Below are 13,495 nucleotides of genomic sequence, written 5' to 3'. Positions count from 1 at the left end.
CCTCGGGTAAAAAGTATATCCTCGACGGAGTGGAAGCTCCGGTCAGGCGGCCGACCGCCCCGAGTCGAAGCGCTATTTACCCACGTTCCCGTCGTTGCGGGCATGAGCGATTCAGGGGCCGACGCGCCCGTCCAGTCCGCGCGCACCGACGAGACCGCGGAGAACGCCGAACAGGACGTCGTGGCCGTCGACGCCTACGACGAGAAGGAAGGCCTCGTGAACCGCCTGGACGCCCACACGGGCGACGGCATCCGCCACCGCGCGTTCACGTGCCTGCTGTTCGACGAGGACGGCCGCGTGCTGCTCGCCCAGCGCGCCGCCCGCAAGCGCCTCTGGGACACCCACTGGGACGGCACCGTCGCCAGCCACCCCGTCGAGGGACAGACCCAGAAGGAGGCCACCCGCGAGCGCCTCGAAGAGGAGCTGGGCATCACGCCCGACCAGTACGACGACCTCGAAGTCACGGACCGCTTCGAGTACAAGCGCCACTACCTCGACGAGGGCCTCGAGTGGGAGGTCTGCGCGGTGCTGGTGGCGACGCTCTCGGACACGAGCCTCGACCCCGACCCTGACGAGGTCGGCGGCGTCCTCTGGGCGGACTACGAGGACCTCTACGAGAACCCCCGCTACTACCGCCAGCTCCGGCTGTGCCCGTGGTTCGAAATCGCGATGCGCCGGGACTTCGAGGGCGACGCCGACCCGGTGCCGGACGGCACCCGCGAGTAACGCGAGCCGTCGGGCGGATTTTTCCGGCTCCACCACGAAGTACGGGTGTGCTCGAACTCGGTCGCGCGGCCTACGACGCGGTGCTCGATCACGCGCGAGCGGACGCGCCGCGGGAGGCCTGCGGCGCGCTTCTCGGCTACTGCGAGGACGACCGCGTCCTCGTGGAGGCGGTTCGGCGCGTCCCGAACGTGGCGGACGCGCCCCGGCTCACGTACGAACTCGACCCGGAGACGACGCTTTCTGTCTTCGACGAGGCCGAGGCGACGGGCCGCGAGGTCGTCGGCTTCTACCACTCCCACCCCGCCGGCCCGGCGCAGATGAGCGACACCGACCGCGAGGAGGCGTCGTGGCCGGGGTACGTCTACGTGCTCGCGTCGCTGGCCGCGCGCCCCGCGCTGCTGGACGCGTGGACGTGGACCGGCGAGCGCTTCGAACGGGAGGCCGTCGTGCTGCGCGAGGACTGAGGCTACTGGCCGCGGACCGCCGTCCAGACGCCGATTGCGCCGAGCAGTATCGCGGGCACCATCGGCACCGCGAGGTACGTGTCCCGGAACCCGAGCCCGAAACTCCCCGGGCCGACGACGTAGAGGTACAGCGGCGCGACAATTCCGGAGACGACGAGCGCGGCGACGACGAACCACTGCGCGCGCTCGCTCATGCCGCCGGCGTCGTCGTGGTCCTCGCGGGGGTCGTGGGTCACCATTGGCGTTCGCTGTCGGGGATTACGACTACCTTCCCAAAGCCCTCCCGGTTCTCCAGTCGCTCGTGGGCGCGTGCGGTCTCGCTCATCGGGAGCACGTCCCGAATCCGCACGTCGAAGGTGCCGTCCCAGACCAGCGAGAGCGCGTCGTCGGCCTCGCCGGGCGTCGCCATCGTAGACCCCAGCACCGAGAGCTGGTTCCAGAACAGCCGCTGGACGTGCGTCTCGGGGCGGCCGCCGGAGGTCGCGCCGCAGGTCACGAGCCGGCCGCCCTTCGCCAGCGAGCGCAGGGAGTCGCTCCACGTCGCCTCGCCGACGTGGTCGACGACCACGTCCACGCCGCGCTTGCCCGTCCGTGCGCGAATCTCGTCGGCGAAGTCCGTCTCCGTGTAGTCGATGGCGTGGTCGGCGCCGATTTCCTCGGCGTACCGGAGCTTCTCCGGACTGCTCGCGGTCGCGTACACTTCCGCGCCGGCGTGGGCCGCAATCTGGACGGCGGCGTGGCCGACGCCGCCGCTGGCCCCCAAGACGAGGACCTTCTCGCCGGCCTCGACGTCGGCGCGCGTGTGCAGCATCCGCCACGCCGTCTGGAACACGAGGGGTGCGGCCGCCGCCGTCTCCCACGCGACGCCCTCGGGCACCGCGACGAGGTTGTCCTCGGGGACCGCGGCGTACTCGCTGTGGACGCCCGGGACGTGCTCACCGAGTACGTGGAACGACGCGCACAGCGGGTAGTCGCCGTCCCGGCAGAACTCGCAGTCCCCGCAGAAGACGCCCGCAGACACCGCCACGCGGTCGCCGGCCTCGAAGCGCGTGACGTCCGCGCCCGTCTCCGTGACGACGCCCGCGGCGTCGCTTCCCGGGACGTGGGGCATGTCGAGGTCGAGTTGCGGCATCCCGCGGCGCGTCCACACGTCGAGGTGGTTGAGCGCGCCCGCCTTCACGTCCACGAGCACCTCGCCGCGGCCGACCTCCGGGTCGGGGACTTCGCCGTACTCGACGACCTCGGTTCCGCCGTGGCCCGCGAACTCGACTGCCTGCATGCGCGGGGCGTCGCGGCCCCCGACCAAAACTGTGGGGTCCACGCTTTTCCCCTCGGAGCGCGAACCCGTGGCCATGGTCGACTTCCAATCCCGGGACACGCGCGTGGACGACGACGAGACGCCGGCAGACGACGCCAGCGACGAACCGGACGACGACCCGCTGACCGAGGAGAGCGAGCCCCACGAACACGACGACGAGGCGGACCACGACCACCACCACCACGACGTCGAGCGCGTCGGCGTCGCGATTCTCACCGTGTCCTCCTCGCGCTCGCTGGACGACGACCCCGCCGGCGACGCCATCGCCGCGGCCTTCGAGGCTGACGGCCACGAGGTCGTCACGCGCGAACTCGTCCGGGACAGCTACGACCGCGTGCAGGGCGGCATCGACAACCTCGCCGGCCGCGGCGACGTCGACGTCGTCGTCACCACCGGCGGCACAGGCGTCACCCCGGACGACGTCACCGTGGAGGCCGCCGAGCCGCTGTTCGAGAAGGAACTGCCGGGGTTCGGCGAGCTGTTCCGCCGGCGCTCCTACGAGGAAATCGGCGAGAAGGTCGTCGCCACGCGCGCCACCGCGGGCGTCGCCGACGGCGTGCCCGTGTTCTGCCTGCCGGGCAGCGAGCACGCCGCTGCACTCGGCAGCGCGGACGTCGTCGTGCCCGAAATCGGGCACCTCGTCGGGCTCGCGAGCCGCGGGGACGCGTAGTCGGCGGCTCCGCGGCGAATCGGTCGGAAAAGAACGGCACGGCGGCGTCAGAAACGTTACGCGAGCGACGCGACGCTCGCGGACGTGGTCGTCTCGTTGACGACGGTCTCGTTGTCGGCAGTGTCGTCGTCCGTCGTCTCGTTGTCGGTGGTCTCGACGTCGACGGTCTCGTCGGTCACCGTCTCGTTGGTTTCGGTCTCGTTGGTCTCGGTCTCCTCGTCGTCCGACTCGTCGGCGTCGTCGGCCAGCAGGCCGCTCAGCGAGCTCCCGAGGTCCTCAACCTCACCGCCGAGGAACGACTGAATCTGCTCGTGGATGGTCGTGACCTGGTCGGGGACCTGTTCGGGGAGGTCCGTCGGCGGGCCGCGCTCGCCGGCTTCGGGCGCGGGCGCGGACGCGTTCGCGTCGGCGCTCGTGGCGTTCGTCGCGTTCACCGAGGCGTTCGTGCCGTTCGGGCCGGCGTGTGCGGGGGCGTTCGCGGCGGGACCGGCGTCGCGGTCGTCGTCGGACTCGTTCTCCTCGTCGGATTCGTCGTCAGCCGCTTCGTCCGAGTCGCCCGCTTCGTCGGCGTCGTCGGCCTCGGCCTCGTCGGCGTCGGAATCGCTGGCGTCGCCGTCGTCAGCGTCCGATTCCTCGCCGCCCGATTCGTCGTCGCCGGCGTCGTCCGGGGAGTTCCCGTTCGCTTCGCCGGGTGCGTCTGTCGGTGCGTTGCCGGGGGTCGCGGCGCCGACCGCCGCGACGCCGCCGACGAGGACGGTCGCCGCGACGACCAGCGTGAGCAGCTTTGATGCGTTCATTGCGACTGGCCCTCGGACTCCGACCCACTTCAACGGGGACAGCCGTGAAGCCGGATTTCCGCTCCGAAAGCGCGCCTAAAGCCCAATTAATCCGAATTTAATCGCAGTCGCCCCCGACTGCCCGGGCCACACCGGGGTCACGCGGGGCCGCGGGGGCGGCGCGCAGTCCGCGCAGCCTACTCGCGAGTGAGCACGAGCTTGCCGTGGAAGTCGCCGGCCTCGCCGCGGCGGTGGGCGTCGGCGACCTCGTCGAACGTGAAGTACTCCGAGACAACCGGTTCGACGGCGCCGTCGTCGACGAGCGACGCTATCTCGCGGAGTTCCTCGCCGATGCGCTCCTGTCGGTCGCCCAGCAACACGGGGAGGATGACCAAGACGACGCCGAGTTCGAGGGAGTTGGCGTGCATCGCCGAGAGGTCCTGCGTGGAACTGGACTCGGTGGTGACGACCGTCCCGAACGGCCGTACGGCGTCGAAGGCCGTCTGGATGTGGTCGTCGCCGACCGGGTCGAACACCACGTCGAAGCCGCCGCCGGAAGCGTACTCGGCGGTGTAGTCGGCGACGTCGGTGGTCGTGTAGTCCACGGTCGCGTCCGCGCCGAGTTCGGTGGCGAGGTCGCGCTTCTCGGCGGTCGAGCCGGTCGCGGTGACCTCCGCGTCGAGGTCCGCCGCGAGCTGGACGCCGATGTGGCCGACGCCGCCGCTGGCGCCGTAGACGATTACCTCGTCGCCCTCGCCGACGTCGGCCTTGTCGGTGAGCATCTCCAAGGCGGTGGTGGAGACGACGGGGAGCGCGGCGGCGTCCTCCAGCGAGATGGCGTCGGGAGCGGGCGCGAACGTGCCGGCGTGCCCGACGACGTAGTCCGCGAGCGCGCCCTGCCGGCCCGCGCCGCCCGGCATCCCGTACACCTCGTCGCCCACGTCGAAGGCCTCGACGTCGTCGCCGACGGCGTCCACGACGCCCGCCACGTCGCAGTGCAGGGTCGCGGGGAACGGCGGCGCGAAGTCCGGGATGTCGCCGCGGCGAATCTTGTAGTCGACGGGGTTGAGGCTGGTCGCGGCGACCTCCACGCGGACCTCCTCGGGGCCGGGCTCGGGCGTCTCGACGGTCGTCTCGGTGAAGGCGTCCGGGTCGCCGTACTCCTCGATCACGTACGCGGTCATCTGCGAGTCAGTCACGTCCGCAACCACGGGCGGCTCGGGGAAAGGGACGGCGGCGCCGGCGCGCAGTTCCGCCTCGTGAAGCCGTGGGTTCACGTCGCGCCGGCACCCACGTCCACGCATGGACAAGCAGGACCTCCGCGAGCGCGTCTGGGACGACCTCGAAGAGAGCGGCGAGGCCCGCTTCCCGTTTCCGCCCCACGGCCGCATCCCGAACTTCGCGGACGCCGGCGACGCCGCAGACCGGCTCGCCGACACGGACGCGTGGGCGAGCGCGGACGTGGTGAAGGCGAACCCCGACGCGCCGCAGTTGCCGGTGCGCCGCGCGGCGCTGCGCGCGGGGAAGACGGTGTACGTCGCCGTACCGCGCCTCCGCGACGAGGAGTGCTTCCTTCGGCTGGACCCCGCAGAAGTCTCGGACATCGACGACGCCACGACGGTCAGCGGCATCAGCGAGCACGGCGAGCCGGTCGGGCCGGCGGACGTCGAACCCGTGGACCTCATCGTCTCGGGGAGCGTCGCGGTCACGGAGCGCGGCGAGCGCGTCGGCAAGGGCGAGGGATACAGCGACCTCGAATTCGCGCTGCTGCGGGAGTTCGACCGCGTGGACGACGACACGACCACGGTGACGACCGTCCACGAGCGACAGGTCGTCGACGAGGCGATTCCGACCGGCGACCACGACGTGCCGATGGACTACGTGGTCACGCCCGAGCGCGTCCTCGACACCGACGCGCCCGACGAGAAACCCGAGGGCATCGAGTGGGACGCAGTCACCGAGGAGCGCCGCGAGGAGATACCCGTCCTCGCCCGGCTCGCCCCCTGAACTGCCCGAGATTTTAAACACGAGAGCGGCGTACTCGACGCGTATGCCGGCTTCGAGCGGCGACGACACGGACGCGAGCGCGGAGGCGGCGCTGTCGGCGGCCATCGACGCCGCGGACGGCGACCCGGAGTGCGCGCTCTGTTCGAAGCCCGCCGACTACTTCCTCTACGAGCCCGGCAGCGTCCAGAAGTTCGTCTGCTGGGAGCACGTCAGCCCCCACTCCGCGGCCGTCGACGGCGAGGGCCAGCGGCCGGGCCGCCCGGTCGCGCTGTCGATTTGACCACAAAGGCTTTCGCCAACCCCAGCGAGCCGGCGAGTATGTCGTTTGCCCTCCTCGCGAGCCCGCAGGCCGAGATGCTCTCGGTGTTCGTCGCCGCTGGCGTCCTGCTCGTCGGGATTCCGACCGCCGGCATCTACCGAGACGCCAGCGCGCACAGCCCGCGGCCGCTCGCGTGGACCGCCGCCATGGCCATCGCGGCCGCCGTCGTCCCCCTGCTCGGCGCGCTCGGAGTCTGGATGCTCTACACGAGCGTCGAAGTGGGCCGGTAGTCAGCCCATCGGCGCCATCGTCGCCGTGAACACCGCCACGTCGTCGCTCTCGTTGCGCGCGCCGTGGGCGACGCCGCGCTCGTGGACGACCACGCCCGGCGCCTCGACGACCTCCTCGCTGTCGCCCTGCACGACGACGAGTTCACCTTCCAGCACGTGGAAGGTGTTCGTCTGGTCGCCGTGCTCGTGGGGTTCGACTTCGGCGCCGGGGCCGAGCGCGAACGCCTTCACGAGCTCGTCCGGCGAGTAGTACAGCTCCTCCGTGACGACCTCGCCGGTCTCGGGCGCGAGGTCGGGGTAGCAATCGAGTGACACGGCAGAAGCGAGCGGCCGAACGCCCTTAGCTGTCGGGTTCGACGAGCTCCTCGGCAACCGTCTCCGGGCCGAGCAGCGCGGGATCGACCGCGAGGTCGAGGACGCCTTTCACGAACTCCGGCATCGAGTCCGGCGTGTACGCGACCGTTTTCAGGTCCGCGTTCTGCTCGCGGGCGACCGGGATGGCGGTCGCCTCGGCGGCGTCCGTGATGACCAGCAGGTCGGCGTCCGCGACGCCGGCGTCTTCGAGGCGCTCCCCCGAGGCGACGCCCTCGATGCTGATGACTTCCACGCCCTCGCTCTCGAGGGCGTCGACGATGCCGCGGTCTGGACCGACGACGATAGCCTTCATTCGTACTCGATTGTCGCGGGTGGTTTGTGGGTGACGTCGTAGACGACGCGGGAGACGTTGTCGATGGTCCCCGCGATGCGCGACTGGAGGCGCTGGAGGGTCTCCCACTCCAGTTCCTGGGCGCGCGCGGTCATCCCGTCGCGCGATTCGACGGAGCGGACGGCGATCACGTAGCCGTGGACGCGGTTGTCGCCCTTCACGCCGGTGGCCTTCCCGAGGACGGCGGCGAACGCCTGCCACGGGTCGTACTCCTCCAGTTCCTCCTCGACGACGGCGGTCGCCTCGCGGGCGACCTCGACCTTCTCCGGCGTGGCTTCGCCGATGACGCGCACGGCGAGGCCGGGTCCGGGGAACGGCATCCGCTCGCTGATGATCTCTTCGAGGTCGAGGTGGCGGGCGACCTCCCGCACCTCGTCCTTGTAGAGGTCGCGCATCGGCTCCACGATGCCCTCAAAGCCGACGCGCTCGGGCAGTCCGCCGACGTTGTGGTGGCTCTTGATTGTGCCCTCGCTCTCGATGCGGTCCGGGTAGATGGTCCCCTGCACGAGGTACTCTGCGTCGACCTCCTCGGCGACCGTCTCGAACTCCCGGATGAACTGCTCGCCGATGACGTGGCGCTTCTCCTCGGGGTCCGTGACGCCCGCCAGTTCGTCGAAGAAGCGGTCTTGGGCCTCCACGACGCGGAGGCTGTCCATGTAGTCGAAGACCTCCCGAATCTCCTCGGTCTCGCCCTTCCGCATCAGGCCGGTGTCCACGTAGACGGGGACGAGCTGGTCGCCGACCGCCTCGTACGCCAGCGCGGCGGCGGTAGACGAGTCCACGCCGCCCGACAGCGCGATGATGGCGGTCTCGTCGCCGAGTTTCTCCCGAATCTCGGCCTTGGCGTCGGCGACGAACTCCTTGACGTCGACCATCAGTTCACCACCTCCGCTTCCGTCTCGGTTTCGTCGAGGACGGCGTCGAGCAGCCCGACGAACGGCGGGCTCGCGCGAGTGGGGCGCGACCGGAACTCGGGGTGGAACTGCGTCCCGAAGAAGAACGGATGGTCGTCGTACTCCAGAATCTCCATGCGGTTGCCCGCCTCCCCGGAGAACGTCAGGCCGTTCTCGGTGAGGTCGTCGATGTAGTCGGGGTTGACCTCGTAGCGGTGGCGGTGCCGCTCCGTGCAGGAGGTGTCGCCGTACAGCTCGTGGGCGAGCGTCCCCGGCTGAATCTGGGTCTCGTGGGCGCCCAGCCGCATCGTCCCACCGAGGTCCTCTAAGTCGTACTGCTCGGGGAGCAGGTCGATGACGGGGTACGGCGTGTCCTCGTTAATCTCGGAGGAGTGGGCCTCGGCCATCCCGAGGACGTTGCGCGCGTACTCCACGACCGCCAGCTGGAAGCCCAGACAGAGCCCGAGGAAGGGAACGTCGTGCTCGCGGGCGTGCTGAATCGCGCGAATCTTCCCCTCGGTGCCCCGGGAGCCGAAGCCGCCGGGGACGACGACGCCGTCGGCCTCCTGGAGGCGCTGTTCGTGGTCGTCGTTCATCTTCTCGGAGTCCACCCAGAGGACGTTCACGTCCACGCCCTTCTCCAGGCCGGCGTGCTTGAGCGCCTCGTGGATGCTCATGTAGGCGTCCTCCAAGGCGTACTTCCCGACGAGCGCGATGTCCACCTCGCCCGTGCGCTCGCGGGTGACGAGGTCGCGCCACTCCGTCGAGCGCTCGGCCTTCGGGAGCGCGTCGTCGGCGATGTCGAACTGCTCCATCACGTACTCGTCGAGCCCCTCCTCCTCGACGACGAGCGGGACGTGGTAGACGTCCTCGACGTCCGGGTTCGAGAAGACGGCGTCGGTCGGAACGTCGCAGAACAGCGCGATTTTCTCCTTGACGTCGGGGTCGAGTTTGTCCTCACAGCGCCCCACGAGGACGTCCGGCTGGAGACCAATCGACCGGAGTTCCTTCACGGAGTGCTGGGTCGGCTTCGTCTTCTGCTCGCCCGTCTGGGAGTACGGGACGAGCGTGACGTGCGTGAACAGGATGTCCTCGTCGTCCTCCTCGTGGCTGAACTGCCGGAGCGCTTCGAGGAACGGCATCCCCTCGATGTCCCCGACGGTGCCGCCGACTTCGACGATGCAGACGTCGGAGCCCTCGGCGGCCTCGCGGACGCGCCGCTTGATGTCGTCGGTGACGTGGGGGATAATCTGGACGGTCTTCCCGAGGTAGTCGCCGGCGCGCTCGCGCTCGATGACGTGCTGGTAGACCTTCCCCGTGGTGACGTTGTGGTCGGAGGTCATGTCCACGTCGAGGAACCGCTCGTAGTTCCCCAAATCGAGGTCGACCTCCCCGCCGTCCTTCAGCACGTACACCTCGCCGTGCTGGTAGGGGTTCATCGTCCCCGCGTCCACGTTCAGGTAGGGGTCGATCTTGACGGCCGTGACGTCGAATCCGGCGTTCGAGAGGAGGCGGCCGAGGCTGGCGGCGGTGATACCTTTCCCCAGCCCGGACATCACCCCGCCAGTAACGAACACGAACTTGCTTCCCAGTGTCGGGTCGTACCCGGTCTCCGTCGGCATACTGACCGTGCGGCGGGCGCGGCAAAAACGGTTTCGGGACGGGCGTCGTTCGCCAGCTGCTGGCACGTCATCCCCTACGGCGAGGAGACGCCGGGGACGCCGGGTTCGCCGTCCCCGAACACGAAGTGGCCGGGGGACTCGGTGCGCCGCGAGATGGCGGCGACGCGGACGACGTACGCCGACAGCAGCGCGAACGGCGCGAGCGCGAGCACGTGGACGGCGACGACCAGCGCGTGCGTACTCGGCAACTGAGAGAAGTGCAGCAGGAAAAAGGAGACCGCCGCGATGGAGGGGACGGCGACGTAGACGAGGTTCGTGGAGAGCCCCGCGAACTCCCGGCGGAGGTACAGCGACTTGAAGTACGCGCGGGCGACCGCGAAGTACTCCAGCAGGTCCAGCGTCTCCTCGAGCGTGGTGGCCGCTTGCTCGGGGAGGTCGTCGCCGTGCTCGGCCCGGAGCCGCTGGAGGTCCTCGACCTGCCGCGCGTAGTCGAAGCGCATCGTCGCCAGCACCGCTTCCAGCGGGCGCTCGACGTCCCGGAGCCGGGCGTTCATCTCCCCGGATGCCGCGCCGAGCCGGTCGAGGTAGGCGTCGAGGTCCGCGCGAACGTCGACGTCCGCGGGCGGCACGTCGTCCTGCAGGCGCTGCCCGCGCTCGACGATGTCCCCGGTGAGCACCTGCAGGAACCCTTCGGGGTCGGCGGGCACGTGGTCGGCCTCCACGACCGATTCGAGTTGCCGGCGGAACTCCGCGGTGTCCCGGATGCGGCCGAACTGCTGGCCGAGCGGGCTCTGCTCGCCGGAGACGAACACGGAGTTGACCGAGACGACGATGGAGACTAGCACGAAGTTCCCCGACAGCAGCGTCGTCACCAGCGGCACCGTCGTCTCGCGGCCGCCGCCGCCGAGCGTGACGAGGTGGCCGACGGGTCCGAACAGCACCGCGAACGCGGCCAGCAGCGCGGCGGCGACGGCGCGGCGGTCGCCGGTCAGCAACACCCACCGCGAGAGCGACGTCCAGCGACTCGTCATGGCCGGACCGTGAACGCGGCGCCTGATAGCGGTTGCGGCGGTCCTAGCAGGACTGCGCGAGGAAGGGGCCGACGGCCTCCGCGACGCGGTCGGTCTTCCCGACGAAGAAGTGGTCGGCGTCCAGTTCCACGACCTCGCAGTCCAGTTCGCGGGCGGCTTCCACGACCGGCTCCCAGTCCGCGGTCGTGTCGCGGGTCGCGTAGACGACCTGTAGCGGCGCCGCCACGTCCGCGAGCGCGTCCGCGGCGTTCAGCCCGGCTTCGAGTTCGGCGGTCGGCGCGAGCAGCGACACCGCACAGAGGGTGACGTCCACGCTCGCGGCGGCGAGCGCGGCTATCGACCCGCCGAAACTGAACCCGAACAGGCCCACGGTGTCGTAGCGCTCGCTCGCCCACCGGAGTGCGTTCCGTGCGTCCTCGCGCTCCCCGAGTCCCTCGTCCCAGTCGCCGTAGTCGAAGCGCAGCGCCGCGACGCCGCGCTCGGTCAGGTACTCCGCGACGGCGACGAGGCGGTCGTCGCCGCGGTGCCCGCGGTGCTGTGGATGCGGCGGACACAGCACGACGCACGCCGACGCGTTCCCGTCGGGCGAATCGAGCGTCGCTTCCACGTCTCGCGCGCCCGGCACCAGCACGGTCTCCTGTTGCATACGGCGCCGTTGGCGGCCGACCGTGGTGTAGGCTGCGGTCACGAGTTCGCGGCTCCCGTTGGTCGCCGCTCGCCCGAACGTGCCCTCCCTTCGGTCGGGCACGCGACTCACGGCTCGCTCCGCTCGCCGTTCGTGGTAACGTGCTCTCACTGCGTTCGAGCACGCCGGTGAACGTTTTACGTCCAGAGCCCAAAGTCGTGTGTATGGGTATCGTGTCACGCCTCTCGTACGCGGTCCGGTCGAAACTGAACGCCGTCGTCAGTTCCGCCGAAGACCCGACGGAGACGCTGGACTACTCCTACCAGCGCCTGCGCGACGAACTGCGGGACGTCGAGAAGGGGCTGGCGGACCTCACCGCGCAGAAGAAGCGCCTCGAGGTCCAGCGCGAGCGCCTCCAGCGCAACGCCGAGAAGCACGCCGAGCAGGCCCGCGAGGCGGTCCGGCAGGACCGCGACGACCTCGCGCGGCGCGCGCTGGAGAAGAAGCGACAGAAGCGCGACCAGGTCGAGGAGATAGACGACCAGATTGCGGACCTCGAATCTACTCAGCGCGACCTCGAAGACGAGAAGGAGGAACTGGAGGCGCGCGTCGAGGAGTTCCGCACGAAGAAGGAGACGATGAAGGCGCGCCACGAGGCCGCGCAGGCCCAGACGCGCGTCTCGGAGGCGGTCACTGGGGTCGGCGACGAGGCCAGCGAGGTGACGCGTGCCATCGAGCGCGCGGAAGACCAGACCGAGGAGCTGGAGGCCCGCGCCGCTGCGATGGACGAACTCGACGAGCGCGGGGTCCTCGACGGCCCGCTGGGCGACGACCGCGACCGCATCGACCGCGAGCTCGACGCCGAACGCGGGGACCGCGAAGTCGAAGCAGAGCTGGACGAGCTGCGCGCGGACGTCCGCGGCGAGGACGCCGTCGAGCGCGGCGCGGACGGCGACGAGGCCGTGGAAGCGGAGCTGGAGACCATCCGCGAGGAAGAAGAGCAGGCGTAGCCGGCTGCGGCGAGCGCGTCGTGGCGACTACTGTTTTCCGTGCGTGCGTCGAAGGCCGGGTATGGCCGACAGCGACGAGGGCACGCCGAGCGACCAGTTGCGCGAGCGCGTCCCGCGCAGCAGCCGGTGGGTCTGGGTCGTGTTGGACGCCGACCGGCGCGCCGTCGCGGCCGGCGTGCTCGCGGTGCTGTTCTGTTCGATGGTCGCCGCCGGCACGCTGTTGCCGACGTCCGCCTACGAGCTGTTGACCGACGGCGACCCCCACGAGACGCTGTTCGACGCGCTCGTCGCGGCGACGATTACGGGCGTGACGCTCGTGCTCACGCTGAGCCAGCTCGTGCTCTCCCAGGAGCTCGGCGCGGCGGGCGACCAGCGCGAGCGCATGGAGGGCGCGCTGTCGTTCCGCGAGGACGCCGCCGACGCCGCCGGGATGAACGTCGCACCGGCGGAGCCGTCGGCGTTCCTCCGCGGGCTCGTGGAGGCGACCCGCGAGCAGGCGAACGCGCTCGCCGACGCCGCGCCCGACGGCGAAGCGGGCGAGGCGGTCGCCGGATACACGGAGAGCGTCGCGGAGAACGCCAGCGAAGTCGCGAGCCAGCTCGACGGCGCCCAGTTCGGGGAGTTCGACGTGGTGTGGGCGGCGCTGAACTACAACTACTCGTGGAAGCTGTACGCGGGCGAACGCCTCCGCGCCGAACACGGCGACGCGCTCGGCGAAGACGCCCACGCGGCCCTCGACGACCTCTTGGACACGCTGGCGCTGTTCGGGCCGGCGCGCGAGCACTTCAAGACGCTGTACTTCCAGTGGGAGCTGTCGGACCTCTCGCGGACGCTGCTGTACGCCGCCGTGCCCGCGCTCGTGGTCGCCATCGTGTCGCTGCTGTTCCTCGACCCGGCGGCGTACCCACGGAGCACATTCGGAGTCAACCACGCGCTGTTCCTCGTGAGCGCGGCCGTCACCGTCACCGTGCTGCCGTTCGCGCTGCTGCTGTCGTACATCCTCCGCATCGTCATCATCACGAAGCGCACGCTCTCCATCGGCCCGTTCGTGCTCCGGGAGACCGAGCGCAGCGGGGACGTCGACAACTGAGCGCGCGT

Annotated in this window: 18 protein-coding genes; 8 read left to right on the top strand and 10 right to left on the bottom strand. The window is 70.3% G+C overall.

Translation table 11 applies throughout. The features are described from left to right. Nucleotides 1-102: 102 nt before the first annotated feature. Together HHUB_RS09685 and HHUB_RS09680 are read left to right on the top strand one after the other, a co-directional pair. The gene (locus tag HHUB_RS09685; RefSeq protein WP_059057415.1) at nt 103-726 is read left to right on the top strand and encodes an isopentenyl-diphosphate Delta-isomerase; all 624 of its coding nucleotides are present in this window, start codon (nt 103-105) and stop codon (nt 724-726) included. 47 nt (nt 727-773) lie between these two features. Further along, nucleotides 774-1,190, top strand: a complete 417-nt coding sequence (locus tag HHUB_RS09680; RefSeq protein ID WP_059057414.1) for a desampylase — start codon at nt 774-776, stop codon at nt 1,188-1,190. 2 nt (nt 1,191-1,192) lie between these two features. Here the strand turns inward: HHUB_RS09680 and HHUB_RS09675 are convergent, their stop codons facing one another. Beyond that, on the bottom strand, nt 1,193-1,429 hold the full coding sequence (locus HHUB_RS09675; RefSeq protein ID WP_059057413.1) for a hypothetical protein: 237 nt from the start codon (nt 1,427-1,429) through the stop codon (nt 1,193-1,195). Further along, nucleotides 1,423-2,469 carry a zinc-binding dehydrogenase gene (locus tag HHUB_RS09670; protein WP_059057412.1) on the bottom strand — a complete coding sequence of 349 codons (1,047 nt, stop codon included), beginning with the start codon at nt 2,467-2,469 and terminating at the stop codon, nt 1,423-1,425. The genes HHUB_RS09675 and HHUB_RS09670 overlap by 7 nt, the downstream gene beginning before the upstream one ends. Nucleotides 2,470-2,542: 73 nt before the next feature. On the opposite strand from HHUB_RS09670, the gene HHUB_RS09665 reads away from it, so the two are divergent. After that, entirely contained in the window at nt 2,543-3,178 is a 636-nt protein-coding gene (locus HHUB_RS09665; RefSeq protein ID WP_059057411.1) for a MogA/MoaB family molybdenum cofactor biosynthesis protein, read from the top strand. Between the two features lie 56 nt (nt 3,179-3,234). Here the strand turns inward: HHUB_RS09665 and HHUB_RS09660 are convergent, their stop codons facing one another. Together HHUB_RS09660 and HHUB_RS09655 are read right to left on the bottom strand one after the other, a co-directional pair. Continuing rightward, nucleotides 3,235-3,975, bottom strand: a complete 741-nt coding sequence (locus HHUB_RS09660; protein WP_059057410.1) for a hypothetical protein — start codon at nt 3,973-3,975, stop codon at nt 3,235-3,237. A gap of 176 nt (nt 3,976-4,151) precedes the next feature. Continuing rightward, entirely contained in the window at nt 4,152-5,138 is a 987-nt protein-coding gene (locus HHUB_RS09655; protein WP_059058264.1) for a zinc-binding dehydrogenase, read from the bottom strand. A 118-nt stretch (nt 5,139-5,256) separates the two neighbouring features. On the opposite strand from HHUB_RS09655, the gene HHUB_RS09650 reads away from it, so the two are divergent. The 3 genes from HHUB_RS09650 to HHUB_RS09640 are packed head-to-tail and all read left to right on the top strand — an operon-like array spanning nt 5,257 to nt 6,510. Further along, complete coding sequence (locus HHUB_RS09650; protein WP_059057409.1) at nt 5,257-5,961, top strand: 5-formyltetrahydrofolate cyclo-ligase; 705 nt, start codon at nt 5,257-5,259, stop codon at nt 5,959-5,961. Nucleotides 5,962-6,004: 43 nt separating this feature from the next. Beyond that, nucleotides 6,005-6,241: a hypothetical protein gene (locus tag HHUB_RS09645; RefSeq protein ID WP_059057408.1), complete on the top strand. Its 237-nt coding sequence runs from the start codon at nt 6,005-6,007 to the stop codon at nt 6,239-6,241. Nucleotides 6,242-6,279: 38 nt separating this feature from the next. Beyond that, the gene (locus HHUB_RS09640; protein ID WP_059057407.1) at nt 6,280-6,510 is read left to right on the top strand and encodes a hypothetical protein; all 231 of its coding nucleotides are present in this window, start codon (nt 6,280-6,282) and stop codon (nt 6,508-6,510) included. Here the strand turns inward: HHUB_RS09640 and HHUB_RS09635 are convergent, their stop codons facing one another. The 6 genes from HHUB_RS09635 to HHUB_RS09610 all read right to left on the bottom strand — a co-directional run bounded on the left by HHUB_RS09635 (nt 6,511) and on the right by HHUB_RS09610 (nt 11,408). Beyond that, nucleotides 6,511-6,825, bottom strand: a complete 315-nt coding sequence (locus HHUB_RS09635) for a cupin domain-containing protein (RefSeq protein WP_059057406.1) — start codon at nt 6,823-6,825, stop codon at nt 6,511-6,513. It abuts the gene before it with no gap. A gap of 25 nt (nt 6,826-6,850) precedes the next feature. Beyond that, nucleotides 6,851-7,177, bottom strand: coding sequence for a DUF7126 family protein (locus HHUB_RS09630; RefSeq protein WP_059057405.1), 327 nt, complete (start codon nt 7,175-7,177; stop codon nt 6,851-6,853). Continuing rightward, on the bottom strand, nt 7,174-8,091 hold the full coding sequence (guaA, locus tag HHUB_RS09625) for a glutamine-hydrolyzing GMP synthase (RefSeq protein WP_059057404.1): 918 nt from the start codon (nt 8,089-8,091) through the stop codon (nt 7,174-7,176). Before guaA ends, HHUB_RS09630 begins: the two co-directional genes overlap by 4 nt. Next, nucleotides 8,091-9,731, bottom strand: coding sequence for a CTP synthase (locus tag HHUB_RS09620; protein ID WP_059057403.1), 1,641 nt, complete (start codon nt 9,729-9,731; stop codon nt 8,091-8,093). Before HHUB_RS09620 ends, guaA begins: the two co-directional genes overlap by 1 nt. A gap of 74 nt (nt 9,732-9,805) precedes the next feature. Further along, nucleotides 9,806-10,762: a hypothetical protein gene (locus tag HHUB_RS09615; RefSeq protein ID WP_059057402.1), complete on the bottom strand. Its 957-nt coding sequence runs from the start codon at nt 10,760-10,762 to the stop codon at nt 9,806-9,808. A gap of 43 nt (nt 10,763-10,805) precedes the next feature. Next, on the bottom strand, nt 10,806-11,408 hold the full coding sequence (locus HHUB_RS09610) for an alpha/beta hydrolase (RefSeq protein WP_059058262.1): 603 nt from the start codon (nt 11,406-11,408) through the stop codon (nt 10,806-10,808). Nucleotides 11,409-11,611: 203 nt separating this feature from the next. Here HHUB_RS09610 and HHUB_RS09605 point away from each other — a divergent pair, with 203 nt between their 5' ends. Next, entirely contained in the window at nt 11,612-12,397 is a 786-nt protein-coding gene (locus HHUB_RS09605; protein WP_059057401.1) for a PspA/IM30 family protein, read from the top strand. 61 nt (nt 12,398-12,458) lie between these two features. Then, the gene (locus HHUB_RS09600) at nt 12,459-13,487 is read left to right on the top strand and encodes a hypothetical protein (RefSeq protein ID WP_059057400.1); all 1,029 of its coding nucleotides are present in this window, start codon (nt 12,459-12,461) and stop codon (nt 13,485-13,487) included. Nucleotides 13,488-13,495: the final 8 nt, after the last annotated feature.

Origin of the sequence: Halobacterium hubeiense (assembly GCF_001488575.1) — an archaeon.
GTDB classification, from domain to species: domain Archaea; phylum Halobacteriota; class Halobacteria; order Halobacteriales; family Halobacteriaceae; genus Halobacterium; species Halobacterium hubeiense.
This window is presented reverse-complemented; position numbering and strand designations above follow the sequence as displayed.